The sequence below is a fragment of the Janthinobacterium sp. SUN137 genome (genome assembly GCF_030587265.1).
In the GTDB taxonomy this organism is placed as follows: Bacteria; Pseudomonadota; Gammaproteobacteria; order Burkholderiales; family Burkholderiaceae_D; genus Janthinobacterium; species Janthinobacterium kumbetense.
Genome location: NZ_JAPWHZ010000002.1, coordinates 805,967 through 831,593 on the forward strand (window position 1 = coordinate 805,967; position 25,627 = coordinate 831,593).

At 63.1% G+C, this 25,627-nt stretch carries 26 protein-coding genes; 17 read left to right on the top strand and 9 right to left on the bottom strand.

Features of this window, described 5'->3' with window-relative positions; all coding sequences use genetic code 11:
- The first annotated feature begins 15 nt into the window (after positions 1-15).
- Complete coding sequence (locus tag O3298_RS11730; protein ID WP_305059435.1) at positions 16-657, top strand: CatA-like O-acetyltransferase; 642 nt, start codon at positions 16-18, stop codon at positions 655-657.
- Here the strand turns inward: O3298_RS11730 and O3298_RS11735 are convergent.
- Positions 654-1,412 (bottom strand): helix-turn-helix domain-containing protein, encoded by a 759-nt coding sequence (locus tag O3298_RS11735; protein WP_305059436.1) that lies wholly within the window; start codon positions 1,410-1,412, stop codon positions 654-656. The two genes, O3298_RS11730 and O3298_RS11735, sit on opposite strands and share 4 nt — an antisense overlap.
- An 85-nt stretch (positions 1,413-1,497) precedes the next feature.
- On the opposite strand from O3298_RS11735, the gene O3298_RS11740 reads away from it, so the two are divergent.
- The gene (locus O3298_RS11740; RefSeq protein ID WP_305059437.1) at positions 1,498-2,265 is read left to right on the top strand and encodes an alpha/beta fold hydrolase; all 768 of its coding nucleotides are present in this window, start codon (positions 1,498-1,500) and stop codon (positions 2,263-2,265) included.
- Here O3298_RS11740 and O3298_RS11745 read toward each other — a convergent pair whose 3' ends face one another.
- Together O3298_RS11745 and O3298_RS11750 are read right to left on the bottom strand one after the other, a co-directional pair.
- Positions 2,266-2,907 (bottom strand): LysE family translocator, encoded by a 642-nt coding sequence (locus O3298_RS11745; RefSeq protein WP_099667826.1) that lies wholly within the window; start codon positions 2,905-2,907, stop codon positions 2,266-2,268.
- 105 nt (positions 2,908-3,012) lie between these two features.
- Positions 3,013-4,095: a YeiH family protein gene (locus O3298_RS11750; RefSeq protein WP_305059438.1), complete on the bottom strand. Its 1,083-nt coding sequence runs from the start codon at positions 4,093-4,095 to the stop codon at positions 3,013-3,015.
- 104 nt (positions 4,096-4,199) lie between these two features.
- On the opposite strand from O3298_RS11750, the gene O3298_RS11755 reads away from it, so the two are divergent.
- The 3 genes from O3298_RS11755 to O3298_RS11765 are packed head-to-tail and all read left to right on the top strand — an operon-like array spanning position 4,200 to position 6,257.
- Positions 4,200-5,102 carry a LysR family transcriptional regulator gene (locus tag O3298_RS11755; RefSeq protein WP_099667828.1) on the top strand — a complete coding sequence of 301 codons (903 nt, stop codon included), beginning with the start codon at positions 4,200-4,202 and terminating at the stop codon, positions 5,100-5,102.
- A 50-nt stretch (positions 5,103-5,152) separates the two neighbouring features.
- The gene (locus tag O3298_RS11760; RefSeq protein WP_289910135.1) at positions 5,153-5,725 is read left to right on the top strand and encodes a helix-turn-helix domain-containing protein; all 573 of its coding nucleotides are present in this window, start codon (positions 5,153-5,155) and stop codon (positions 5,723-5,725) included.
- 7 nt (positions 5,726-5,732) lie between these two features.
- Positions 5,733-6,257, top strand: a complete 525-nt coding sequence (locus O3298_RS11765) for a GNAT family N-acetyltransferase (RefSeq protein WP_099667830.1) — start codon at positions 5,733-5,735, stop codon at positions 6,255-6,257.
- A 35-nt stretch (positions 6,258-6,292) separates the two neighbouring features.
- Here O3298_RS11765 and O3298_RS11770 read toward each other — a convergent pair whose 3' ends face one another.
- Positions 6,293-7,681: a methyl-accepting chemotaxis protein gene (locus tag O3298_RS11770; RefSeq protein ID WP_305059439.1), complete on the bottom strand. Its 1,389-nt coding sequence runs from the start codon at positions 7,679-7,681 to the stop codon at positions 6,293-6,295.
- A gap of 321 nt (positions 7,682-8,002) precedes the next feature.
- Between O3298_RS11770 and O3298_RS11775 the strand changes: the two genes are divergently transcribed.
- The gene (locus tag O3298_RS11775) at positions 8,003-8,266 is read left to right on the top strand and encodes a DUF378 domain-containing protein (RefSeq protein ID WP_218965320.1); all 264 of its coding nucleotides are present in this window, start codon (positions 8,003-8,005) and stop codon (positions 8,264-8,266) included.
- A gap of 185 nt (positions 8,267-8,451) precedes the next feature.
- Here O3298_RS11775 and O3298_RS11780 read toward each other — a convergent pair whose 3' ends face one another.
- Together O3298_RS11780 and O3298_RS11785 are read right to left on the bottom strand one after the other, a co-directional pair.
- Positions 8,452-8,859: a cytochrome c family protein gene (locus O3298_RS11780; protein WP_289910130.1), complete on the bottom strand. Its 408-nt coding sequence runs from the start codon at positions 8,857-8,859 to the stop codon at positions 8,452-8,454.
- A 155-nt stretch (positions 8,860-9,014) separates the two neighbouring features.
- Entirely contained in the window at positions 9,015-9,893 is an 879-nt protein-coding gene (locus O3298_RS11785) for an EamA family transporter (RefSeq protein WP_289910129.1), read from the bottom strand.
- A 214-nt stretch (positions 9,894-10,107) separates the two neighbouring features.
- Between O3298_RS11785 and O3298_RS11790 the strand changes: the two genes are divergently transcribed.
- From O3298_RS11790 to O3298_RS11805, 4 genes are all read left to right on the top strand, one after another.
- On the top strand, positions 10,108-10,593 hold the full coding sequence (locus tag O3298_RS11790) for a hypothetical protein (RefSeq protein ID WP_289910128.1): 486 nt from the start codon (positions 10,108-10,110) through the stop codon (positions 10,591-10,593).
- A gap of 80 nt (positions 10,594-10,673) precedes the next feature.
- A complete protein-coding gene (locus O3298_RS11795; protein ID WP_289910125.1) occupies positions 10,674-11,156 on the top strand; it encodes a hypothetical protein in 483 nt (160 codons plus the stop codon).
- A 20-nt stretch (positions 11,157-11,176) separates the two neighbouring features.
- The gene (locus tag O3298_RS11800) at positions 11,177-11,737 is read left to right on the top strand and encodes a hypothetical protein (RefSeq protein ID WP_305059440.1); all 561 of its coding nucleotides are present in this window, start codon (positions 11,177-11,179) and stop codon (positions 11,735-11,737) included.
- A 24-nt stretch (positions 11,738-11,761) separates the two neighbouring features.
- Complete coding sequence (locus O3298_RS11805) at positions 11,762-12,178, top strand: hypothetical protein (protein WP_289910123.1); 417 nt, start codon at positions 11,762-11,764, stop codon at positions 12,176-12,178.
- A gap of 54 nt (positions 12,179-12,232) precedes the next feature.
- Here the strand turns inward: O3298_RS11805 and O3298_RS11810 are convergent, their stop codons facing one another.
- Both O3298_RS11810 and O3298_RS11815 read right to left on the bottom strand, forming a co-directional pair.
- On the bottom strand, positions 12,233-14,092 hold the full coding sequence (locus O3298_RS11810) for a phytase (RefSeq protein WP_289910121.1): 1,860 nt from the start codon (positions 14,090-14,092) through the stop codon (positions 12,233-12,235).
- Positions 14,093-14,109: 17 nt separating this feature from the next.
- On the bottom strand, positions 14,110-16,647 hold the full coding sequence (locus O3298_RS11815) for a TonB-dependent receptor (protein WP_305059441.1): 2,538 nt from the start codon (positions 16,645-16,647) through the stop codon (positions 14,110-14,112).
- A 305-nt stretch (positions 16,648-16,952) separates the two neighbouring features.
- Between O3298_RS11815 and O3298_RS11820 the strand changes: the two genes are divergently transcribed.
- The 6 genes from O3298_RS11820 (at position 16,953) to O3298_RS11845 (ending at position 23,993) form a co-directional block, all read left to right on the top strand.
- Complete coding sequence (locus O3298_RS11820) at positions 16,953-17,861, top strand: GGDEF domain-containing protein (protein WP_099667838.1); 909 nt, start codon at positions 16,953-16,955, stop codon at positions 17,859-17,861.
- Positions 17,861-18,886, top strand: a complete 1,026-nt coding sequence (locus tag O3298_RS11825; protein WP_289897776.1) for an AraC family transcriptional regulator — start codon at positions 17,861-17,863, stop codon at positions 18,884-18,886. The genes O3298_RS11820 and O3298_RS11825 overlap by 1 nt, the downstream gene beginning before the upstream one ends.
- A gap of 264 nt (positions 18,887-19,150) precedes the next feature.
- Positions 19,151-20,545 carry a class I SAM-dependent methyltransferase gene (locus tag O3298_RS11830; protein WP_099667840.1) on the top strand — a complete coding sequence of 465 codons (1,395 nt, stop codon included), beginning with the start codon at positions 19,151-19,153 and terminating at the stop codon, positions 20,543-20,545.
- Positions 20,545-21,888: a sensor histidine kinase gene (locus tag O3298_RS11835; protein ID WP_099667841.1), complete on the top strand. Its 1,344-nt coding sequence runs from the start codon at positions 20,545-20,547 to the stop codon at positions 21,886-21,888. The genes O3298_RS11830 and O3298_RS11835 overlap by 1 nt, the downstream gene beginning before the upstream one ends.
- 1 nt (position 21,889) lies before the next feature.
- Positions 21,890-22,987: a hybrid sensor histidine kinase/response regulator gene (locus O3298_RS11840; RefSeq protein WP_305059442.1), complete on the top strand. Its 1,098-nt coding sequence runs from the start codon at positions 21,890-21,892 to the stop codon at positions 22,985-22,987.
- Complete coding sequence (locus tag O3298_RS11845) at positions 22,980-23,993, top strand: response regulator (RefSeq protein WP_251348576.1); 1,014 nt, start codon at positions 22,980-22,982, stop codon at positions 23,991-23,993. The genes O3298_RS11840 and O3298_RS11845 overlap by 8 nt, the downstream gene beginning before the upstream one ends.
- Positions 23,994-24,069: 76 nt before the next feature.
- On the opposite strand, the gene O3298_RS11850 is transcribed toward O3298_RS11845, so the two are convergent.
- Complete coding sequence (locus tag O3298_RS11850; RefSeq protein WP_305059443.1) at positions 24,070-24,597, bottom strand: SRPBCC family protein; 528 nt, start codon at positions 24,595-24,597, stop codon at positions 24,070-24,072.
- 227 nt (positions 24,598-24,824) lie between these two features.
- On the opposite strand from O3298_RS11850, the gene O3298_RS11855 reads away from it, so the two are divergent.
- Positions 24,825-25,610, top strand: a complete 786-nt coding sequence (locus O3298_RS11855) for a DNA/RNA non-specific endonuclease (RefSeq protein WP_099667845.1) — start codon at positions 24,825-24,827, stop codon at positions 25,608-25,610.
- Positions 25,611-25,627 lie beyond the last annotated feature (17 nt).

Consider the following 25,627-nt stretch of genomic DNA (forward strand, 5'->3'; position numbering starts at 1 on the left):
GTCTACACTCGCCGCATGAAAAATTTTGAAAAGCGGCGCGACCGCTACGACTTGTTCCGGGCATTCGACAATCCCCTCGTCAACATCAACTTCCAGCTCGACGTGCCGGACTTCCGGCCCTGGTGCAAGGAACGGAAAATCCCCGTGTTTCATTTTTTCCTGTTTTGCCTGCTCAATACGGTCAGGGATATAGATCAGTTCATGTACCGCATCTACCAGGGTGAAGTGATCAGGATCGACGATTTTCCCGCTTCCTATACCGTCATCAATGGCGACGAGAACCTCAATTACACGCGTTTCACGATGACGGACCAGCTCGACCTGTTCATCGAACGCAGCCTGGCAGCCAAGCGTTTCGCGGAAGCCAGTTCTGCGCTGATCAATACGGGCGAGGGGGAAACCGAGCGCGAGCAGCGCAACAATATCTTCATCACTTGCCTGCCGTGGCTGGAGCTGGCGGCCATCGAACACCCGATCCACCGTCACCGCGATGCCGATATCCCGACCTTTACCTGGGGCAAGTTTGGCCCCGCGCAAGAGGATGGCCGCATGCGGGTGCCGTTTTCCGCGCAAGCCCACCATGGCTTTGTCGATGGCTACCACGTGCAGAAACTGGCGCAGGCATTGTCGCAGCGCATCGCCGCCACCATGGCCTAGGCCAGATAGTCGCTGGGCGCCTGGCCCAGCACGCGGCGGAAGGCGGCCGTGAAGGCGCTGGGGCTGGCATAGCCGAGGTCGAGCGCGACACGGGTGACGGCTTGCCCGTCCGCCAGCCGCGTGATGGCCGCCAGCAGGCACGCTTGCTGGCGCCATTGGGCAAAGGCCAGCCCCGTCTGGGCGCGGAATTGCCGCGTAAAGGTGCGCCGACTCATGCCGGCCTGCGCCGCCATCGCATCCAGGCTGCTGTCCAGGCTCGGCTGCCGCAGCAAGTCCAGGCACAGGTTCGCCAGCCGAGGTTCCTGCGGCAGCGGGGCGCTCAGGGGCAGGGGCTTGGCGGCGGCAATCTCGTCGAGCAGCAAGGCCATCAGTCGTCCGGCGCGCGATGCTTCGACGTACAAGGCATCCACGGTCACGGCTTCGGCCAGCAGCTGGCGCAGCAGCGGCGAGGCGTCCAGCACCTGGCAGTGGGGCGGCAAGCCCATCCCGGCGATGGCCGGTGCGTCGATAAACACATTGTGCATGGTCACGACGCCATGCATGCGCATGCCGTGCGAAAGCCGGGCCGGTACCCAGCAAGCCCGCTGCGGCGGGACCAGCCAGTTGCCTTGCGGCGTGTGCACGCTGATGACCCCGCGCGCCGCATAGGCGAATTGCCCGCGCGCATGGCTATGGCTGGGAAAGACGGCATCGGCGGCATGGTCGCGCGCCGTGGCGATCAAGGGGCGGGGCACTTCCGTATAAAAATCATCCATGGCCCATACTCTACAGTATTTGACCTTCCATCGAAGGCGGGCCGCTTGCCGTCCGCTTACCATCACACTCTTTTCAGGAGTGAACATGCACAATACCTATCATCGCGTGGGCCATGGCCCGCACGCCGTCATCGTCTTGCACGGCTGGTTTGGCGACGCCCACGCTTTTTCCCCGATGGAAGCGGGTCTCGACGGCGGCGCTTTCAGCTATGTCTTCATGGACAATCGCGGCTATGGCGGCATGCGTGGCGCGGCGGGTGAGTATTCGATGGAAGAGGTCGCCCGCGACGCGCTGGCCTTGGCCGATGCGCTCGGTTTTGCCACCTTCAGCGTGGTGGGCCACTCGATGGGCGGCATGGCGCTGGAACGGCTGGCCCTGCTGGCGCCCTTGCGCTTGCGCAAACTGGTGGCCGTGGCGCCCGTGCCCAGCTGCGGCGTGGCGTTCGACGGGGCGGCGCGGCAATTGTTTCTCGACGCCAGCGGCAACCAGCAGGCGCGGCGCGCCATCATCGACCGCAGCACGGGCGGGCGCTTGCCTGCCGCCTGGCTGGACTGGAAGGCGCAATATTCGTGGGAGAGTGCGGATCGGGCCGCGTTTGCACGCTACTTCCTCGCGTGGAGCGGGACGGATTTCAGTGAAGAAATCAAGGCGGCGCGCGTGGCACTGCCGTTGCTGGCGCTGGTGGGGGAGCACGACCCCCGTTTTGACGCGGCCCTGATGCGCCGCACGTATCTGGCGTGGTACCCGCAAGCCCGGCTCGAGGTGCTGGGCAATGCGGGACACTATCCGATGAATGAAACGCCGCTGGCCCTGGCGGCCAGCATCGAGGCGTTCTTGACGGAAAAAGACTAGTTACGCTGCCTTGCTGCGCAGACGCAGCAGGCTCAGGCCCAGCAAGACGAAGGCGCCGCCGCAGATGCGGTTGAACAGCTTGGCTCGGCCCGGCGTGGCCAGCTGGGTTTTCAGCAGGCGCGCCAGGTTGGCGTAGAACAAGTGGGCCAGCATGGCGCAGGCGACAAACGAGGTCGTCAGCACGGTGAACTGGATGGCCACCGGTTCGCCCGGCGTGATGAATTGCGGGAACAATGCCGAGAAGAACAGGATGGCTTTCGGGTTCGTCAGCGCCACCGTCAAGCCCTGGCGAAACAGTTTCCAGAACGTGTTGGGATTCGCCGCGCCGGGTGCCACGGGCGCATCGGCCACGACGCTGGTCTTGCTGCGCCATTGCTTGATGCCCAGGAACACCAGGTACAGGGCGCCAGCCAGTTTCAGCAGCATGAAGGCCGTGGCCGAGGTGGCCAGCACGACGCCCATGCCGGCCATGGCCACGCCGGAAATGATGAACAAGCCGAAACCGTTGCCCATGCTGCTGATCATGGCGCGGCGCGGTCCGACGGCGATGGCATTCGAGATGGCCAGCAGGACGGCCGGGCCGGGAGAAAACGTGACGAGCAGGGCGACGCTGCAGAAAAGCAGCCAGTTCGAGAGATGCATGGGTGTTCCTGGGTGGGGCCGGAGCCGGATTGAGAGTCAAAACACGCTTATTGTACGAAGTTTTCGACTCCCGTGTCGGCTACCCCGGCCCGACACGGGCGAGTGTCATGCAAACAGGCTGGCGACCACATGGTTGATGGCGGCGCCACCGGCGATCAGCCAGCAGAACAGCAGGCCGGCCAGCAGCAGGGGCTTGATGCCGGCGCGGCGGATGGCCGACATGTGCGTCGTCAAGCCCAGGGCCGCCATGGCCATGGCCAGCAAGGCCGTGTCGATATCGGTGATGGTGGCTACCATGCTTGCTGGCAGCAGGCCCAGCGAATTGAAGGCGACCACGCCGATGAAGATGAAGGCGAACCAGGGGATGGCCAGCTTGGCCGCCTTGTCGTGGCCGCCGTTGCCACTCCTGGCCTTGCTGCGCGCCAAGACCGCTGACAGGATGACGAGAAACGGCGCCAGCATCATCACGCGCACCATCTTGGCGATCACGGCCGCATTCGCCGCCTCTTGCCCGATCGACTTGCCGGCCGCCACCACTTGTGCCACCTCATGCACGGTCGAACCGATGTACACGCCGAACGCGGTGGGCGTGGCGCCCAGCACCTGCCAGCCCAGGTTCCACCGGTACAGCAAGGGATACAGGAAGATGGCGATGGTGCCGAACACAACAACGGTGGAGACGGCCACGGTGACATCCTCGCTGCGCCCCTTGACGACGGGCTCGGTCGCCATCACGGCCGCCGCGCCGCAGATGGAGCTGCCCGCGCCGATCAAGATGGCGCTGTTGCGTTCCAGTTTGAACACCTTGGTGCCGAGGAACATGGCCAGGCCAAACGTGGACGCCAGCACCAGCGCGTCGATGGCGATGCCGGCCAGGCCCACCTGGCCGATATCCTGGAAGGTCAGGCGGAAGCCGTAGAGGATGATGCCCAGTCGCAATAATGTCTGCTTGGAAAAGGCCACGCCCGCGCCGCAGGTGGGCGCCAGGCGGCCATACACGCTGTTGCCGAGCACGATGCCGAGCATGATGGCCAGGGTGAGCGCGCTCATGCCGTGGCTTTGCATCCATTCCAGCTTGCCCAGCGCAATGGCGCCCCAGGCGATCACGCCGCTGAGCAGCAGGCCCGGCAGCAAACGGCCGTAGCGGTCGCTGAAACTTGTTGTATTGGTGCTTGAGAGGGAAGACATGCCGTACTCCATGTTTTTATGCGTATGGCATGACTGTACAGTTCGTCGATTAAATGGTAAAACGGATTGTTTTTGTATGTTTAACCTATAAAATAGGTAGTTAGATGGCGTTGACCTTGCGGCAGTTACAGATTTTCCTGGCGGTGGCGGACACGGGCAGCACCAGCGCGGCGGCCGAACACATTGCGCTGTCGCAATCGGCCACCAGCGCGGCCCTGAATGAACTGGAAGCGCTGCTGGGCGCGCAACTGTTCGACCGGGTGGGCAAGCGTTTGCTGCTCAACGACAATGGTCGCTTGCTGTTGCCGCAGGCGCGGCAGATGCGCGACGGGGCCGCCAGCATCGAGCGCCAGTTCGCGGGCGCCGACCCATCCGTGCCCGTCAGCCTGCAAATCGGCGCCAGCACGACCATCGGCATTTATCTGCTGCCGCAGATCCTGGCGCAGGCGGCGCAGCAGTACGGCCGCAGCATTCCCCAGGTGACGATTGCCAACACGGCCGACATCGCGGCCGCCGTGGCGGAATTCCGTGTCGATATCGGCCTGATCGAAGGGCCGTGCCACGAAGCGGGCTTGCTGGTGGAGCCGTGGCTGACGGACCAGATGCTGATCGTGGCCGCGCCCACGCATCCGCTGGCGCAACTGCGCCATCTGCTCAGTTTTACGGAACTGAACCAGGCGGGCTGGCTGCTGCGTGAAGCAGGCTCGGGCACGCGTGAAGCCGTGGAGCAGGCGTTGGTGCCGTATCTGCATTATCTGCGCGCCGCGGGCGAGTTCAGCAACTCGGAAGCGATCAAGTATGGCGCGGCGGCCGGGCTGGGCATCGCCTGCCTGTCGCGGGTGGTGGTGGCCGATTTGCTGGCCAGCGGGCAATTGGTGGAACTGGAAACCATGTTGCCGCCCCTGGAACGCAACTTTTACCTGATTCGCCAGTCCAAAAAGATCCTTTCGCCCCGTTTGACGGGTTTCCTGGAATTGTGCCGCCACGCGTCGCGCATGGCGGGGTAACGCGCTCAAACTGCTTGACTGTTTTTCATGTGAGGGATAAATTCCCATATATGGAAAATTCAGCACTCACAGAAAACGATACGGAACAGCGGCTGGCGGCCCGTTTAAAACAGTTGCGCGTGGAGCGGGGCTGGTCGCTGGATCAGCTGGCCAGTGCCAGCCAGGTCAGCCGCGCAACTTTATCGCGCCTGGAAAATGGCGAAGTCAGCCCGACGACAAACGTGCTGGGCAAATTGTGCGCCGCGTATGGCTTGGCCATGTCGCGCCTGCTGCGCATGGTGGAAGACGATTTTCCGCCTCTGCTGCGGCGGGCCCAGCAAAGCGTGTGGACGGACCCGGACACCGGTTTTATCCGCCGCTCCGTCTCGCCCCCGGCGCGGGCGCTGGCCGGCGAAGCGCTCGAATGCGAGCTGGGCGCGGGCGTGACGATCGCCTACGCCGCCTCGCCCCGGCCCGGCATGGAACACCATTTGTTGCTGCAGGAAGGCAAGCTGAACGTGACCGTCGACGGCCGCTCGCACGACTTGCTGGCCGGCGATTGCCTGCGCTACCAGCTGCACGGCGCCAGCGCCTTCATGACGCCGCCGGACAGCGGCGCCCGCTATTTTCTCTTTCTTGTCTGAGGTCGCCATGCCCGCATCGCTACGCCATTTTTCATCCGCCGACATTCTCGAACGCTTGCCGGAGCTGGGCGCGCTGCTGCAGGCATGCGTACACGACGGCGCCAGCATCGGTTTTATCTTGCCGTTCGACACGGCGGCCAGCCAGGCGTTCTGGACGGATAACGTCTTGCCGGCCGTCACGCGCGGCGTGCGCCTGCTGCTGGTGGCCGAGGTGGAAGGGGCGGTGGCCGGCGCCGTGCAGCTGGACTGGGATACCAATCCCAACCAGGCGCACCGGGCCGAAGTGCGCAAGCTGCTGGTCGCACCCGCTTTTCGCCGTCGCGGCCTCGCGCGCCAGCTGATGCAGGCGCTGGAAGAGCAGGCGCGCCTCTTGCCGCGCAGCTTGCTGACCCTGGACACGCGCAGCAGCGACCATGCCGAACCGTTGTATTTGTCGCTTGGCTACGTGGCGGCGGGCAGCATCCCCGGCTATGCGCTGGCGCCGGCCGGTGACCGGCTGGACGCCACCACGGTCATGTACAAGCAGCTATAGCGAATTTATCGCGGCGAGGCGATGAGCTGGGGAACTCAGGCTTTCAGCCGCGCTCTAACGCTTGCGGCAGACAGGTTTGCCGGCGCGGTGACAGCGTGCGTGGTCTGTGCGGCTACCAGGCTGATGCCGTGTGCGGCTTGGGCTAACACTTGGTCACGGCTCAGCTTGAAGATGCCAACCGTGCCTGACAGTAGAGTGGCGCGCTGCTGCATGCTGGCCGCCGCGGACGATGCCTGTTCCACCAGGGCTGCGTTTTGTTGCGTTACCTGTTCCATTTGCACGATGGCGGCATTGACTTGTTCGATGCCGGACAATTGCTCGCCGCTGGCCATGCTGATTTCGCCTATGATGTCCGTTACGCGGTGCACGCTGGCCACGATTTCGCGCATGGTGGCGCCGGCCGTATCGACCAGGCGCGCGCCTGCGTCGACCCGCTCGACGGAGTCGCCGATCAGTTGCTTGATTTCCCTGGCCGCGCCGGCCGAGCGTTGCGCCAGCGTGCGGACTTCAGCGGCCACGACGGCAAAACCGCGCCCTTGCTCTCCGGCCCGCGCCGCTTCCACGGCCGCGTTCAAGGCCAGGATATTCGTCTGGAAGGCGATGGCGTCGATGACGCCGATGATGTCAACGATCTTTTTCGACGAAGCGTTGATCGAGCTCATGGTATCGACCACTTGCGCCACCACTGTGCCCCCTTTGCCTGCCACTGCGGCGGCCGATTGCGCCAGCTGATTGGCTTGCCGCGCGTTATCGGCATTTTGCTTGACGGTGCCCGTCAGCTCGTCCATCGAGGCGGCCGTGCGCTCCAGCGAACTGGCTTGCGCCTGCGTGCGCTGCGACAAGTCGAGGTTGCCGGCGGCGATTTCGCCCGAGGCGCCCGCGATGTCGTGCGTGCCGCCGCGCACCTCGCCCACGATCGTGATCAAGCTGGCATTCATGTCTTTCAGGGCTTGCAGCAGTTGCCCCACTTCATCGCGGGAATCGACGCGGATATGTTCGCTCAAGTCGCCGCCAGCCACCTTGCGCGCGACTTTGACGGCATGCCGCAAGGGCCGCACGATGCCGCTGCTGATGAACCAGGCCGTCGCCAGGCTCAACACGCCGCCGACCAGGCCCAGCGCAATGATCAGCACGCTGGTATCGTGCGCACGGGCCATGGCCGCCTCCGCCGCCGTGCGCATCTGCACCGATTGCGTGGCGATCTGCTGGTCGAGTTCGCGCAGGGCGGCTTGTTCCTGCGTACTGTTGCGCGTGGCCTGCAATTGCGCGATGCGCGCATAGCGCTGGTTCACGCTGCTATCGATTTCCCCGCTCACGGTCGACAACTGCCACGTGCTGATGACCACCACCACGGCCAGTAAAAGCGAAGTGAGCAAAAAGCCTGTGGTCAGGCGCACACCGATACGTATGTTTGAAATATTCATGTCCCCTCAGCTGTTGTCCCATGGTGGCCGTCTCCCATGCCTGCGGCATGGCGTGGCGCTTGTCCCCTGAAGTTGCTGGGGTGAAATGAGTGTAGCAGTGCGGTACTAAGTAATCTATAAATATTTCCATATTGGAATTAGTCACTGCCTGTTTAGCAACAGCGGCATGATTTGTTGCCAGATAAAATCACTCGCCGTATTACAGACGCGTCCTACCTCGATACCCGGTATCGTCCGACTGGCGCATGCCGGTGCAGCGCCTACACTGTTCCTTGCACAGACCCGACGGCGGGTCTTTCTTCTTATTCACAGGAGGCTGACATGGCGAATATCCAGGCAGGATCGGACGGTGCGGCAAATGAGGAAATGTCGGCCAAGCGCCTGAACGTGGTCGACTGGATCTCGATGATCCTGCTGATCGTGGGCGGTTTGAACTGGGCGCTGGTGGGCTTGTTCGATATCGATATCGTGGCCCGCATCCTGGGCGCCATGTCGACGGCGTCGCGCGGCGTGTACGTGCTGGTGGGACTGGCGGCGCTGTATTCCATCTATCTGTGCGTGCGCAAGCTGCCGGCCAAGCCCTAGAGTCGTCTGCGCGACCATGAGGCGGCGCACAAGAAGCGTAAGGGCGTGCTGCAAGCGCCGGGAATTGGATCTGGCGTCACGTGCCTGATGCCTCCATATGCGCGTGCATGTGCCTGCATGCGTGCAGGCTGGCACTCGGCCAGTTTGGACGCTGACGTCGTTGCATATACGTTTATTGCATGCGCTTACTGCGTGCGCAGATAGGCCAGCAGATCGGCCACTTGCTGGGCGTTGCCGATGCCCCAGAAACGCATGTTATTGCCAGGAATGAAATCGCTCGGCGCTTTCAGGAAGCCGGCCAGGTTTTGCTCGGTCCAGACGATATTCGCGTTTTTCATGGCCGCCGAGTATTTATAGTCGGTGGTGGCACCGGCCTTGCGGCCAATCACGCCCGTCAGCTTGGGGCCGAAGCCGCCGCGCGCCGATGGCCCTACCTGATGGCAAGAGGCGCACTTGCGAAAAGCGGCCTTGCCCGTTTCGGCATTGCCCGTGAGGGCGGCAGGAGCGGCCGCCTGTGCGGCGGCGACTGGCGCCAGCAGCAAGGCTGCGGCGGCGAGAGGGGAAAACCAGCGAAAAAGAAATGGATATGTCATCGTTGAGGCGGAAGTGCACGATATGGCAAGCAATGACGTATTTTACAGGCGGGCATCAAAACCTGTCCGTCAGCGGCGCAGCGATGCCCGGCGGCGCAGGAATGGCGGCAGGAAGGAAAGCGCGCAGGAATCGATACGGGATGGCCTGAAGGCCGCTAGCGCTTGCCGCCCTGTGCGCCCAGCGCCGCCATGGCCGACGCGAACACGATGCAGGCGATGGCCAGCCACTGGGTCAGGCTCAGCAGTTCTCCCAGCACGGCCATGGCGGCCAGCGCGCTGACGGCGGGCGCCGCGCTGCTGAACATGCCGAACACGCCTTGCGGCAAGCGGCGCAAGGCAAATATTTCCAGAGAGTACGGCAGGGCGCTGGACAGCATGGCAATGGCCAGGCCCATCAAGGCAATCGACGGCGCCAGCAGAGCCGTGCCCGAGTAGGTGATGCCGATGGGCACCGTTACCATGGCTGCCACCGTCATGCCCCAGGCCACGGCTTGGCCACCTTGCAAGGTCGAGGCGCGCTTGCCGAAGATGATATACAGCGCCCAGCACAGGGCTGCCCCCAGCGCATATGCCACGCCGACAGGGTCCAGGCTGCCTGGACTGCCTTGCAGCGGCAACAGTAAATACAAGCCAAACACGGCGCACGCTACGGCCAGCACATCGCGCGGCCGCCGCGACGACAGCATGGCCACGGCCAGCGGCCCTGTTACCTCGATGGCGACCGCGATACCGATCGGTATCAGCGCAAACGCCCGGTAAATCAGCAAGTTCATCAGCCCCAGCACGGAGCCGTAGACCAGCAAGTTCAGTACATCCTTGCGCGTCAGGCGATAGCGCCACGGCCGGAAGATGGCCAGCAGTATCAGCGCCGAAAATCCCACCCGGTACGCCGTGATCCCTTCCACGCCAACGACGGGAAACAGATTCTTCGCAATCGCCGCCCCCAGATTGACGGAAATCTGCCCTCCCAGTACGGCCAGGGAGGGGAGCAAGATGCTGTCGGGGAGGGAGGAGGTCGAGGCGGGGGAGGTCATGGGGCGCCATTTTAATACGCAACAGGCCGCTAGTCGCTGGCAGATCTGCAACGGATGGCATTTATCCTCCCGTACTGGCTGCAAAGCGGACCGGGCACTGTTGTAATAGTGCAAGTATTTTCTGATAATGCTATTCTGGCAGTACACCACTGATCAGTGGGGTGCCGCCACCGATTCTTTGTCTCTATGGAGCCGCTCTATGAATTGCAAAAGCATGGCAGTGACCGTCGCTTTGGTGTTTGCCGCCGGCTCGGCTGGAGCACAGGCCTTGCCGCCGCAGGCGCAATTGCCGGCCTGGGCAACGCAACAGCTCGATAGTCTGGCCAAACGCGAAGCGGTCGAAGTGAGCGCGCGCATGAACCCGTTTATCCTGCGCGGCGATTTCGATGGCGATGGCAAGGGTGATCTGGCCGTGCTTGTCAGGAACAAGGACAGCAAGAAGGAGGGCATCGCCTTCCTGTTCAGGCAAAAGACGTCGCCCCTCATCGTCGGTGCCGGACATGCCTTGTCCAGCGGCGGCGACGATTTCGCCTGGCTGGAAGTATGGCAGGTGGAAGACAAGGGATCGTTGCAGCACAGCTATCATGAAAAATCCCTCAAGCTGAAAACGGATGGAATCGTGGTGGCGAAAGAGGGTTCTGCCAGTGCCTTGATCTATATCAAGGGCGGCAAGGCGTTTTGGCAACAGCAGGGCGATTGATGGATTGCCCGCGCATGTCCGCTGGCTGACAAGCAGTCCACGGGAATGGGCAATAGCCTGAATCGGCATGAATTGAGAATATGACAGCACTGGCAGTGGATTTCGTTGCATCCTATACCCCCTCATCCGAAGCGAAAATTGCCTTTGCTTGGAATGGCAGGCATGGGGCCGATTTCGACGATGCCAACATGGAGTTTCGCACCGTGATAGGCAATTATTTCGAAGAGCATGCGCAGGCATGCTCCTTGCCGCTGATTGCCGCCCTGTACCGCGCGGAGACGCAGGGGGCGAAGGAAGCCTGGTGCGTCAGGAGCGTGGTGGCTGAATTGGCGCAGGAACTGCTGCAGCGCGGTGGCGTCGCTTATCTCGATGTGTACCTTGCCGGCGCATGCTGCGGCATGGATGCCTGTATGGAATCGGGGAATATTTCGCTAAGCAAGACGCGTTGCGAAGAGCTGCTTGCCTATTGCAAGGCATCGGCATTCAACGCCGAGGCCGGTCTCCGGAAACGATGGAGCATGCTGGCACAGCGCTTTGCCTGCCTGCTTGCCGGTGCGGCATGATGATGTTAATGAGGGAGCAAATGAGAGAAGCAGTTAAGGGGCAATACGGGAAGAAACTCGTCGGATGCACGATCCTGGCGTTCGTCTTGGGGGCCAGTTGCGGCGTTCGCGCGGAAGAGCCTGAAACCGCTGAACAATGGGCGATGCAGCTATTTCTCGGCGTTTGCATGCCTTCCCAGGGGGATGTGCATCAGATCGAAACGGCAGTCAGGCGAGTGAAACTGGTCGAGGTGACGTCAAAAGAGGCGCGGGCACTGCCGGATAATGTGCCTGGCAAGTCCTGGTCCACGAGGGAAACAGGCGGCCGCTTTACAGTAGTTGCCACGCAGCCGCAAACCTGCTCCGTTGTGGTGAAACAGATAGCTCCAGCCGACTTGAAGCGCGAGTTTGAACGGTGGCTTCCTCCTGCGAGCACCGGTTATACCGTGATGCAGAAAGCCGAGGACCGGCAGGGCGATATGGCTACCTCGTCTTACGCCATTTTGCGCGAGGGGCGGCTCAAGTACAGCTGGGTGCTGCGCATGTCCTTGACCCAGCCGGGCGCGACGGGAACGCTTTCCGTGCGTGCCGCCGTGCCTTGACTTGTTACGATGGAGAAGTGTTGAATGCATGTATTTAGTATCGGCGACACCAATTTTGCAGTGGATGCCGCGAAATCCCGGATCAGCGTGGCGGCACTTGCCAATGGTATGCGGGAAATCAATATCAAGATCGAGGCCGACGACGAGGAGTTCATGCGGCTGACGGAAGATGACGATGCCCCCTGGTCATGGGCGCTGTATCCGCCGTCCTTCATTTTGCAGGGCTTGCTCGTCGCGGAAACGGATGCATCGCCCCTGCATGGGCTGGCCGTCGATGCCAGCAATACGGACTGTGAATATAGTCTCTACATGATGGAATACCGCGATGTGGCGGACCTGTGCTTGGTGGAACTGTCCGCGCAACGGTTGGCTCTGACGGGCAAGGTGGATTTTTTTGGCGAAAGCCTGCCCTTGGTCATCGATCTGCCGCGCGCGGCTTAGCGCCTGTCTTTCGCGCGGTGGCAAGGGCGGCCTGTGCGGGCCGCCCCTGTGTCGCTAGTCCAGCTTCAACGCCTTCGCCACATCCCCCCACGCCACATACTTGAAGTTCTGCGGTCCATCGGGCAGGCGCTTGTAGCCGTCCTGGATTACCAGCATGCCTTGCGCGTACGCGCCGCCCAGGTTGGCGGAGGTGACGTCCAGACCGTCCGTTTCCGAGGTGCCGTCGATGCCAGCGGGCAGGTTGAATCCCACCTTGAAGCGCCCGCGCACTGCATATGGCGCTTGCGCGTCGAGCACCACGTAGCTGCTGTCGCCCTGGCTGGAAACGATCAGGTAGCCGGTGTCCGGCTTGGCGGCTGGCTTGCGGTAGATGGCCATGCCTTCCACGTCGGCCGTCAGGTTCGCGCCGACGGGCAAGACCATGGTGAGGGCGTCCGGTTTGGCGGCGTCGGCCGAGGTGGTCCAGATGCCGCGCGTTTCCTCGCCCAGGAACAAGCGGGCGTTGGCGTCGTCGGCCACGCAGCCTTCCGGTTGGGTGGCGACCTTGAAGCTGCGCAAGAGGGTGGCGGTGAACTTGTTGCCTTCCAGGCCGATGCTGTATTGCTGGAAGGTGCCGTCCTTGTCGTTGATGAACGCTTCCACGCCGCCGCTGGCTGGCTGGTACAGACACATGCCGTAGATGCTTTTCAGACCGGTAGGGAAGCGGCCCGCTTCCGCCACCACGCCATGGGCATTGATGGTGAACAACATCATGCTGTTATCGTCGCGCTGGGTAGCGACGGCCAGGTCGACCTTGCTGCTGCCCAACTGGATATTCTGCCGCACGTCGACGTTGTTCAGGCGTCCCACTTCCAGCAGTTGTGTCTGCTTGCCTTGCAGGTCGTAGACCAATAAGCCTTGCTTCTTGTTGGTGCCGAGGATGCGCGCGTCGGCCGGGTTGCTGGACAGCCAGATGGCTGGATCGTCGGCCGCGTCGCCCTGGCGCGCCATCGGCTCCGTCTGCGCCTGTGGGGCGATGATGGCTACCGCAGGCTGCGTTTCCGCCTTGCCAGCCCATTTCAAGGGTCGCGTTTGCCAACCGTTCTTGCCGCGCAGCAGCAAGGAGTCCTTGTCCAGCGCCAGCTGGCTGTCGCCCTTGCGCACGTTCAAGGCGACCGCTTGCGGCGGCATGGCCGTCCATTGACTCCCCTGGTGGGTGTACAGGTGCAGTTTTTCCGCCTTGCCATCGAGCACGGCAACGCCGCCCGGCAGCATGGCCAGCGCGCCGGCGCCACCGTCCAGCTGGCCATACGGCTTGCGCAGCGCCACAACTTCGCGCTTGCCCATGCCTTCGGACTCGGCGTCATACGCCCACACGCCCATATTCGACTCGCTCACCAGCAGGCGCTGGGCGCCATCGTCGACCCGGCAATGCTTGGCGTGCGGCGGCAAGGCCAGTTTGCGCACCAGGCTGCGCTGCTCGCCCTGCATCACCCACTGTTCCGCTTGTCCATCCTTGCCGATCAAGAACAGATGGGCCAGTTGCTGGGCGTCGCGGTACAGGCACGACGCTTCCACGGAAAACGTCGGCACGGGAAATGGCGCCAGTTTGACCAGCTTGCCGGCCTGCACGTCGACGGAGACGGGCAGGGGGCGCTGCGTGTCCGCTTCCAGGAAGACGGCCAGCACCTTGTTGCCATCGCTGCGCGTGTCCAGTTGCTTGGCGCGCACGGCGATACGGTCCTGTTCCTGGCCGGCTGCGTTGAACAGGCGCAAGCCGTGCTTGTCGAGTAGCAGCCACCCGCCGCCGGGCAGGCGCGACAGTTCCTCCGCTTCCTGCGTGAAGGAAGGCACAGCGTTGGCAGAAGCGGCTTGCGCCGTGCCCGCGAGGCAAAAGGCAGCCAGCAGGGCGCTGCAGAGTACGGTTTTTTTCATATTATTGGAAATCATCATCAGAAGGCGCTGGCTTTCAGGCTCACTTTAAAGGTGCGGCCATATTGTTCGTTTTGCACGTTGTACTGCTTCGTGCCCTGGTAAACATAGTATTTTTCGTTGTTCAGATTGGCCGCCTCGAACATCAGCTGGAATTGTTTGTTGATCTGGTACGACAGCGAGAAATCGAGCTGCTTCTGGCCGGCGACGATATGGTCCTGGCTTTGATCGAGGATGTCGTTGCCCATTTCCAGCAGGTAAGGCGACTTGTAGTTGAGGGCCAGGCGGGCGCTGACCGGCCCCGTTTCATAGCCCAGCATCAAGTTCATCACCTGGTTCGACTGGCCCGGCAGGCGGATGTCGCGGTTCATCTGTTTGTTCGTCGCCTTGTCGAAGCGTCCGATTTGCGCGCTCGAGGTGCTCAGGGTGCCGTTCACGCCGACGAGGAAACGATTGAAGGGCGCCGGCAGCATGCGCAGCGGCTGCATGTAGGCCAGTTCGATGCCTTTCACCTTGGCCGCGTCGCCATTCGCATACGAGGTCGCCGTCGTGTAGCCGGCCCACTGTCCCGTGCCGGCCAGGTTGGTCGTGTACGTGAAATTCTTGATGTCCTTGTAGAAACCATACGCCGACATCACGCCGTCATTGCCCAGTACCCTTTCGATGCCCAGGTCCAGGTTGTTGGCCTTCAGCGGCTTCAAGTCCGGGTTGCCGATCACGGCTTCCGTGTTGCTGGCCAGGCTGATGCCCGGCGCCAGTTGGCTGAAGTTGGCGCGCACGACGGCTTGCGTCCAGGCGGCCCGCACGCTGGTATGTTGATCCAGGTCATAACGGGTTTGCAGGTTTGGCAGCCAGTTGGTGTACGAGCGTTCGCGCGTCAAGGCCGTGGCGACGCCTGCGCTGTCTACCTGCGAGCCGTTTGCTTCGAAACTGGTGCGCTCGGCGCGCACGCCGCCTAGGATGTGCCAGGCGTCGAAGTCATAGCTGTTTTGCACATACATGGCGTTGATGTCTTCATGCATGCGGTAGTCGTTGATGACGGATTCCGTGGCCAGGCGCGCCTTGGCGCGGTCCAGTCCCGCCACGCGGGCGCGGATGAGGGACGGGTCCAGGGCCACGCCGATGTTGCCCAGGTCGTAGTCGAGCGTGTGGCCTTGCACGAAATTGCTCATCGACGTGGAACCGGCGCCCCAGTAATTGCCGCTGGAAGCCTTGCTGCTGTTATATGCCCATTGATCCGTGTCATTGGTTTTTTCGCGGCGGCTGACTTTCGCGCCGAATTTCAGGGTGGCGATGTCAAACTTGCGCGCCAGGTCGATGCGCGCGTGGTGTTCATTGTCCTTCGAGTAGCGCTTTTGCAGGGTGATGGCGTTGAGTGCGTAGCTGGCCGGGTCGTACAGCGAGGCGGGGCCGCTCAATTTCGGTTCCTGCGTATCCGTGAAACTGATGCCGGCGAAATTGCTGGTGCCGCGGAAACGGCCGTCGTTCAAGGATTCCGGCGTGTCTTCCGTGGCGCGGCTCAGGCCGCCTTTCACATCGAGGGTCCAATCGCCCGATTTCTGTTGCGTGCCCAGCACCAAGGAACGCACTTGCTGCGTGTACTTGCGCTGGCGGATGCGGCGCTCGGCGCGCGTGCTGGCCGTCTGGCCTTCCGCCAGGCTGCCGCCCGCGATATTGCTGATGGTCAGGCGGTCGCGCACTTCATTGTCGGAAAATTCGCTGAGGAACGAGCGCAAGAACCAGCTGTTGCCCGCTTCGGGACGGTAATCGAGGTTGACGGCCAGGGCGCCGCGCTTGCGCACGGGCAGGTAGTCGCGCAATTCCAGGCCCGACAATTTACCCTTGCTCCAGGCGCCGCCCGTTTCCACGTCATCCGAGCCGAACGAGCGCTTTTCCGCGCTCAGGCCGGCTGCAACGCCCAGCTTGCCGTCGAGGAAGCGCTGGGCCCACAGGGCGCCGCCGCTGGGGCTGGTCTTGCCCGTCTTTTCATCATAGCTGGCGCCCACGTTGGCCGACAGCAGCTTGCCCGGCAAGTCGAAGGCGGACAGCGACTTGACTTCGACGGTGGCGCCCAGCGAGTTGGCGTCCATTTCAGGAAGTAAAGTCTTCGAGACTTCCAGCGTGCGGATCAGGCCGGCAGGCAGGATGTCCAGCGCCACGGCGCGGCGGCCCGCTTCCGGCGACGGCACCAGCGCGCCGTTGATGGTGACGGCGTTCAAGTCCGGGCCCAGGCCGCGCACGGTGATGTAGCGGCCTTCGCCCTGGTCGCGCTGCACGGACACGCCCGGCAAGCGGGCCAGCGCCTCGGCCGCGTTTTTGTCAGGCAAGCCGCCGATATCGTCGCTGCTGATGACGCTGATGATATTGTCCGCTTTCTCTTGCGCGGCGATGGCGTTGCGCAGGCTGGCGCGCTGGCCGCTGACGACCACGGTGGCGGCCGGCTGGCCATCCGCATCTTGCGCTTGCGCATGGCTTTGGCCGCTGAAGACGGCCATGATGCCGAGGGCCACGGCCGTCAGACGCAGCGGGGAGGGGAAGGAAGTGTGCATGGTTTTCATGAAGAGCTCGGTTAGGGGAGGGAACCGGGCGGATTCTAGGCAGCAAATATGACGATTGCGTGACAGGCAAGGGCTTGCCACCTTGAAAACAACGGCCTGTGAGCGCTTTCCAGCTGGAAATGAATCATGGTGAGCTGAAATGACCTGCCAGCGCAGGGCGCATGGGATGCGGCTTGCCGGATTTGCATCGGCTGCGCTGTTAATGATGAGCCGTTTGCACCTGCCGCACGGGCGTGGGGCATGTCATCGTGCCGTCATGGGCGGGCGCTATCGTGGCGACAGCACCACTTTTAAAGGTTTCCCACATGCTGCCGTTGCACCGTAACAGCCTGATTGCCGCAGCGCTCGCGTTGCCCTTGTTCTTGTTCCTGTACGCCACACTGGGGCACCTTAAACCGTTTGCCATCTGGAAGTGGATGGATATCGTCTGCGAGGGCGGCACGGCCGTCATGGCGGGCATCTGGTTCTTGTTTACCCTCAGCAGCCGTCCCCGCGGGCGGGTGACGCGCCTGATCGCCGGCGGCCTGTGCGCCATCATGCTGGGCTCCTGGGCCGATTGCCTGGACGAATTCTTTGCCGTCGACAAGAGCGCCGTGTGGGATAACTGGCTGGAAGCCTTGATTCCGTTCGGTATGCTGGTGCTGACGATCGGCATGTATTACTGGCGCCAGGAACAGTTCCGCCTGAACGAACACCTGCAAAAGCGCGAGCGCCTGTTCCGCGACCACCGCGCCTTCGACCGCATCACGCAGCTGGCCGACGCCAGCTATCTGCGCACGCAGATGCGCCTGGAACAGGAGCGCCGGCCCGGCCTCGATTGCGCGCTGGTCTTGCTCGACATCGACAGCTTTCACTTGATTAACCGCGAATACGGCCACCGCGAAGGCGACCGCGTGCTGCAAGCCGTGGGCCACATGCTGCTGTTGAACTTGCGCAATGACGACTTGCTGTGCCGCTATGCGGGCGACCGCTTCGCCGTGCTGATGCCGGGCGTGTCGCGCGAGGATGCGGCCGCGAAGGCGCGCCACCTGTGCGCCATGGTGGGACAGATGCGCCACCACGCCAACGACAACCGCGAAATCCGCTTGAGCCTGCGGCATGCGTGCGCGCTCACCGATGGCGTGCCGGAAGTGGTGCTTGCCGAGCTGAGCCGGGCCGTGGAAACGCCCGGCCGCAGCGCCGGTCCCAGGGCCAGTTCCGCCGCGCCCGCCTGATGCCGCTGAACCAGCAGGGCGACCCCAGCATCGCGGCCCATCACCAGCCGGCGCTGGTGCTCGATTATGCGCGCAGCCGCGAACTGGCCGTGGCGCCGCTGCTCAAGGGTACGGGCCTCGATGGCGGCGCGCTGCCGTCCGCGGAAAGCCAGGTCAGCGCCGCGCAATACCTGCAATTGCTGGCCAACGTGGCGCGCGGCCTGGACAGTGCCGATACCAGCTTCATGCTGGGCCAGCAAATGCTGCCCGGCCATTACGGCGCGGCCAGCCACGCCTTGCTGCAGGCGCAGAATCTGCGCCAGGCGCTTGGCATCCTGTGCGAATTCCACACCTTGCTGTGTCCGCTGTTGCAGCCGCGCTTGCGCGAGGCGGGCGACATGCATGTGCTGTACTGGGTCGATGCGTTCGGCGCGCCCAGCCAGCTGCCTTTTCTGGTGGAGATGCACATGACGGCGCTGGCGGCCATGTGCCGCTGGCTGGCCGGCGAAGCGCTGCCGTGGCGCTTTTGCTTCAATCGGGCGCGGCCCCGCCACGTCGAGCAGCACGAAGTGCACCTGGGCCAGGCGCTGCGCTTCGATTGCCAGGTCGACGCCATGCTCATCGATTCCAGCTGGCTGGATAAACCCTGGCCGCGCGGCAATGCCACGGCGGCGGCGCTAGCCTTGCGCGCGGCGGCCGTGGCGCCCGTGCCGGCCGCGAGCCTGCTCGGCGCGCTGTACGACTATCTGCTGGCCAATATCCGCTGCGCGCCGACCCTGGAACGCACGGCGCAGGAGTTCGGCGTCAGTCCCGCCACCCTGAAACGCCACCTGGCGCGCCATGGCACGCATTTCCAGGCCGAGCTGGACCAGGTGCGCGCGCACAAGGCGATCTATCTGTTCCAGGCGCATGGCTACGACAACGACGCCGTGGCCGCCTATCTTGGCTTTCATGATGCCACCAACTTTCGCCGCTCGTTCAAGCGCTGGACAGGGCAAACGCCGCAGTTGCTGCGCCATGCTTTGGCCCTTTTTGTGGCAGGTTGACCGCCGGCGTTGCGCGCCAGCGCCACGGACAGTCGTTCCTGAGGGAACAATTGCCCGTTCTGCTACATCCATAGTACACTCGATCAGAGAGCGAACAGACGCGCTTTGAGGCGCTCCGGCACGGCGTCAAACGACGCCGCAATTCCGTCATCTTGATGGCGGTGCCGGCGGCAGACGACCGGTGTGCCGTGCCTTAACCCAGCCTGGAAACTGGCGTCACCCGTGGGGTGCGCCGGAAACCGGGCAACTTGATAATGCTCAATCGTGTATTCACAATCGCAGATCGATCCAGTCGTCAGTTTCCGCAACACCCAGGGTGAGGCGGTGCGCGGCACGATTTTCAACTTGCAGCGCAATTCGCTGGTCATGGAAATCTATAATCCATACTCGATTGTGCAGGTCAGCGAGGTGCTCAATGACGTGACGGTGCGCATGGGGGCGAAAAATGCCTACGTGGGCAAGGCCGTCGTCATCAGCAGCGTCAACACGGGCCTGACCGCCATCGTTTCCGTGACCCTGATCGACGAGTGGCGCGAGCTGAGCGACGTGGTGGTGGTCAAGGGCGCTGTGCAGAAAGAGTCGAGCGCCTTTGTCGCCGGCTGGGGCGAGCGTTTCCGCATCCGCCGCGATTACCAGATCGTCGTCAACGAAATGCGCGCTTTCTTGTCGGAAGTGTCGCGCTGGGTCGAGCAAGTCGACTTGTCCGACTCGCTGCCCAAGGAAAACGGCCGGCTGCGCCCCGATATCTTCGACGAGCTGGCCTTGCCGCTGATGGAGCAGACCCAGCTGTACCTGCGCCAGCTCGAAGTGGAAGCGTCGCTCGTCGAGGAAGAGCGGGCGCCCGCGCACCGCGCCTTCGCCCAGGCGGCGCTGCATCCCTTGATCCTGCGCGCGCCGTTCGTCTTCCGCACGTTTACCAAGCCGCTCGGTTACGCGGGCGATTACCAGATGGTCAACCAGCTGCTGGACGACCCGCGCCAGGGGCCGAGCACGTACTTTCAGATCGTCAATGCGGCCTTCCTGCAGGCGGCTGTCGCCACGGCACACCGCAACCGCATCGATATTTTGACGGAATTCCTGTCGCAGAAGGCGGCCGCGGCGCGCGCTGCCGGGCGCGTGTATAAAGTGCTCAACGTGGGCTGCGGCCCTGCCATCGAGGTGCAGCGCTTCCTGGAAACGTGCCCGGACGCGCAGTGGCTGGCCTTCGAACTGGTCGACTTCAGCAGCGAGACCCTGGACTGGACGCGCGCGCGCCTGACCACCATCATGCAGCGCACGGGGCGCGTGGTCGAGATCGATTATGTACACGATTCCGTGCACAACCTGCTCAAGCGCCGTCATGGCGCCGGTATCACGGGCTTGCCCGGCAGTTTCGACGCCGTGTATTGCGCCGGCCTGTTCGACTATCTGTCCGACAAGGTGTGCGCGCGCCTGCTGATGCATTTCGCCTCGCGCGTGGGGCCGGGCGGACGTTTGCTCGTCACCAATGTGCACGCGAATAACCCGGGCAAGTTCGGCATGGAGCATTTGCTGGAATGGCATTTGATCTATCGCAATGAAGAGGGCTTGTCGGCCTTGCTGCCCGAGCACGCGACGGACCCGCTGATCTATGTCGATGCCACGGGCGTGAATGTGTTCGCGGAAGTGAGCATTCCTTGATGGATACTCCAGGCCTGCACGCCGGCTACACGGCCGTTTTGCGCGACTTCCGCCTGGAATTCAGCCGCGGCGGGGCGTACACGGGCATCGTGCTGATCCTGCTGGGCATGGGCCTCGATTCGGCCCTGTATCCGGACAAGCAGTCGGCGTTCACCAGTGCGCGCATCCTCGTGTCCGTGCTGATCTTCTGCGTCGTGCTGGCCATGCGCACGCGCTGGGCGCAGGACCGCATCCAGGGCTTGACCTTTGTCTGGCTGATCTTGCCGCAGATCATGATCGCCTGGATGATCGCCGTCACGGAAGGCGCCACCTCGATCTATTATGTGGGCATGACCCTGGCCATCTATTCGTCGGGCATCGTGCTGGCCTTCGGCTTGTGGCAGAATATGGTTTTCGGCGCCATCTCCTGCCTGCTGTATGTGGGCGCCTGTGCCTGGCATGCGGGCGGCTTCGACCTGGCGGGTACGTTTGTCGTCAATTGCTTGTTCCTTATCATGTCGGCCAGCATCAGTGCCGTGTTTACCTATTTCAATGAGCGCGCCCGCTTCATGCTGTTCCAGCTGAAGGCGGAAGTGGCGCAAAAGAACACGCAACTGGAAGAAACCAACAAAAGTCTGGCCGATATCAAGGGGCAGATGCTGCAGCAGGAGAAAATGGCTGCCATCGGCACCCTGGCCGCCGGCATGCTGCATGAAGTCAATAACCCCGTGAATTTCTGCATGATGGCCATCGAGGTGGCCATCGAAGACCCGGCCGCCAAGCAAAGCGCGCTCGTCAGCGAATGCCTGGCCGACGCCAAGCAGGGCATGCTGCGCGTGCAGCACATCGTGTCCGACTTGAAGACCTTTGCCTACCGCAAGAGCGGCAACCAGCTGGAAACGGGACACTTCCAGTTCCGCAGCGCGCTCGACGCGGCCATCCGCCTGGTGGGCCATGAAACGAAGAATGTCAGCATCAGCCACGACTTGCCGGTCGACACCCTGGTGCGCGGCGACGAAGCGGCCATCGTGGGCGTGCTGATCAACTTGCTGGGCAATGCCGTGCTGTCCATGCGCAAGGGCAATGCGCCGCCGTTCGAGATCCGCATCACGGCCCACTGGGACGAGAACCGCCTGCGCATCAGCGTGCGCGACAACGGTCCCGGCATCGCCCCGGAAAACCTGGCGCGCGTGTTCGAACCGTTCTTTACCACGCGCGAAGTGGGGCAGGGCCTGGGCCTGGGCCTGAGCATCAGCTATGGCGTGATCGAGCGCCACGGCGGCACCCTCACGGCCGAAAGCGAGCTGGGCGCGTGGGCCAGCATGAATTTCGACTTGCAGCGCTCCGATTGGGAGGGCCGTTAGCATGGATAACGATAGCCGCGCCAGCGTGCTGTACGTGGACGACGAAGCGCTCGCCTGCAAGTATTTCGAACGCGCCGCCGGGGCCCGCTACCGCGTGCTGACGGCGCTGAGCGTCGATGCGGCGCTCGCCTTGCTGGCAGACGAGGCCGGACAGATCGACGTGCTCGTCACCGATTACCGCATGCCGGACCGCCTGGGCAGCGAATTGCTGCAGGAAGTGGCGCAGCGCTATCCGCACATCGTCTGCATGCTCGTCACCGCGTATGCGGACAAGGATGTGCTGCTCGAACTGATCAACGGCGGCGCGGTGTTCCGCCTGCTGGAAAAACCGCTCGACCTGGCCGCCATGCAGACGGCGCTGCAACTGGCCGTGCAGACGGGACGCGAGCGCGCCGCGCGCCGCCAGGGCCTGGTGGCGATGGAAGAATCGCTGGCGTTTCTGGCGCATGAATTGAACACGCCGCTGGCGGCCATCGCCAATTTTGCGCGCGGCATCGCCCGGCGCGCGCAGGCGGAGGCGGTGCCGCAGGCCGAGATCGGCGAAGCGGCCGCCTTGATGCACGACAATGCGCGCTATTGCCTGTCGGTGCTGGCCAGCTTTGTCGACACGGTGCGCCTGGCAAGCGCCGGGCCCGGCATGCAGGGCGGACGCCGCGCCGGCAGCGCGCGCCAGCTGCTGGCGGCCTTGCTCGACAGCTATCCCTTGAGCACGGCCCAGCGCGCCGCCATCACGGTGGACGTGGGCGACGATTTTTCCATTGCCGAGTCGCCCAATTGCGTCGCCCTGATTTTATCGTCCGTGCTGGCGAATGCCTTGCGCTCGGCCGGCGAGCAGGCTCATCCTGCGATCGGCATCCGCATCGACGCCGGCCGCATCATGGTGCGCGACAATGGCGCCGGCATCGCCCCCGAGATTGTCGAACAGCTGTTGATCGACCCCGTCAGTGCCAACGGCGACGAAGGCAAGGGCTGGGGCATGGTGTTTTGCCACCGCATGATGCAGTCGTTCGGCGGCAACCTCGACATCGCCACCGAGTTTGGCACTTCCACCACGGTAACCCTGAATTTTCCAGTACATATAAGGAACGAGCATGATTGACGCCAATCTGCGTTTACCGGCTCAGCGTGAGCCGGCGCAAGGCTTGCCGACGATACTCTATGTCGATGACGAGGCCAACGCCCTCAAATATTTCCAGCGCGCCATCGCGCCGCTGGCCGACGTGCTGACGGCGACCTCGGTCGAGGAGGGCAAGCGCATCCTGGACGAGCAGGCCGACCGCATCGCCGTGCTGGTGTCGGACCAGCGCATGCCGGGCGCCTATGGCAACGAGCTGCTGTCGTATGCCTGGGACCGCCATCCGCACATCGTGCGCATCCTGACCACCGCGTATTCCGAGCTCGAACACACGGTGGAAGCCGTCAACCAGGGGCAGATCCACCGCTACATCCAGAAGCCGTGGGATATCGCGGCCCTGCGCATGGAACTCAAACAGGCGCTGGAACTGGCGCGCTTGCGCAACGAGCACGCCCAATTGCTGCGCGAAAAGCTGATGGTGCGCCAGCGGCAAGCCGTCGCCAACCGCATCGGCAGCCTGTACGCGCTGTGCGCCAGCCTGGCCGGTCCGGAACAGCAGCTGCCCGTGGAAGCGTATTTGTCGGCGGCCTTGACGGCCGGCGTCACGCCGCCCGAGCCGGACTGGCTGTTGATGGATTATGCCGACCTGGTCAGTTCAGAAGCCTTCCGCGGCACGGCCTTTGCCGCCGCCGTGCGCCAGCAGCTCGATACGCTCGAGCGCGAGCATCCGGGGCGCGGCGTGGAACAGGCGATCGACATGCTGCTGCCCGTGTTCGGCGCGGCGCTGCAAAACCAGGGCGGCACGGCGCTGTTCCTCGATGGCCGCCTGCTGACGGAATTCCTGGAAACGCCCACCACCACGCCCGTTTCGGCCATTCACTCGTTCTGGCTGGCCAGCTTGCTGTGGCTGGCGCGGCGCGGCTGGTCCTTGCAGCTGAGTAAAACGGAAATGGGCTTGCAGGGCAAGGTGGTGCAGGCTGAACCGGCGCTCACGCCGGATCACCTGGCGGCCTGGATCGAGCAGTTCTGAGCCGGCTGCCCCGCAAGGGGCGGCGCCAACGACAACAGGGCCGCACGGCCCTGTTTTTCATCGCGACGGGGAAGGCTTAGCGCTCTGCTGCCGCCTTCAGGTTGTTCAAGCCCTTCTCGAAATCCTTGCCGATCATGGTATCCATGCTGACGAAGACCGTCATGACCTTGCTTACGTAAGGGCTGGGACCTGTCATGGTCCAGTTCACCTTGGTGCTGTCGCCCTCGGGTGTCATGGCAAACGTGGTGGTGTTGTGGCTTTCGAACGGCTTGAGGAAGTCCAGCTTGATGACGGTGCGTTCGGGCTGGGCCGCTTCCGTGATTTCCATGCGGCCGGCGCCCACCTTGTCATTGCCCGTCCAGGCATATTGCGCGCCCAGGCCATTGGCGGGGCCTGTAAACGTGCGGCGCATGGCCGGATCGAGCTTTTCCCACGGCGACCAGGCGGCCCAGTAGTGGAAGTCCGTGATCAGACCGGCGATTTTCTCGGGCGGGGCCTTGATGGTGATTTCACGCTGGACACTGAAGGTGTCGGGTTTGGTGGTGGCATAGCCAAGGATGGCGGCGACGACGACAACGATCAGCAGCAGGGTTTTTTTGATCATATGCTCTCCAAATCTTGAATGGTCGATGCGAACGAATCAAGGCAATCTTAGCAGATATGAATGGCTGTGCGCGGCCTGTTGGCCTTTATTTGCGCCAGCTCTGCGCAGGGCCGCCCGCACGCCCGCCTGCACGCCCGTTCGCCGCCGCGCACGCCAGGTTTGTGCCGGTTTGTGGCGAGGGCCGCCGTCCGCTAGAATGCTGGCCTGCAAAGATTTCAGAGGGAAATATGTTTCAACGATCGATCGCCAGGCTGACCCTGGCGTGCGGCTTGCTGGCTTCCGCCTTTGCCGCGAACCTGGCGCATGCCGATGCCTGTCCCGCCCACTACGTCGATGGCCGCAAGCCGGAAATCACCAACCCCAAGCTGGACGTGGCAACCAGGGAGCTGTGCTACAACGTGTTTGGCGTGATGCATTCGGGGATTACGCGCACGCCGCTGTGGTCGGCTGAACACTTGACGGCGAACAACCTGGAAGCGGCGCAGGACTTGTCGCGCGAAAATTCCTTCCATGCCGAACGCAAGCTGCCCGCCGCCCAGCGCGCCGAGCTGGCCGATTATGCGCGCAGCGGCTTCGACCGTGGCCACATGGCGCCGAACGGCGACATGCCGGACCGCCAGAGCCAGCGCGACAGCTTTACCCTGGCCAACATGGTGCCGCAGGATGCGCGCAACAACCGCTATGTGTGGGCCGGCATCGAGGGTGCCGTGCGCAAGATGGCGAAGAAAGAGGGTGACTTATATGTGATAACGGGGCCGGCTTTCATTGGCGGCAACCTGCGCAAGGTGGGAAGAGTGATTGTGCCCAGCCATCTGTACAAGGCCGTGTACAGCCCGCGCCAGCGCGCCGGCGCCGCCTACTTCATTGAAAACGTCGATACCAAGGCGTATGAAGTGCTGAGCATTGCGCAACTGGAAGACAGGATAGGCATCGATCTGTTACCGTCGCTGACGCGCCAGCAAAAGTTGCGCATGCTGAGTTTGCCCAAGATCAATAGCAAGTCGAAAAAATAATCCCTTTGAAAGGAAAT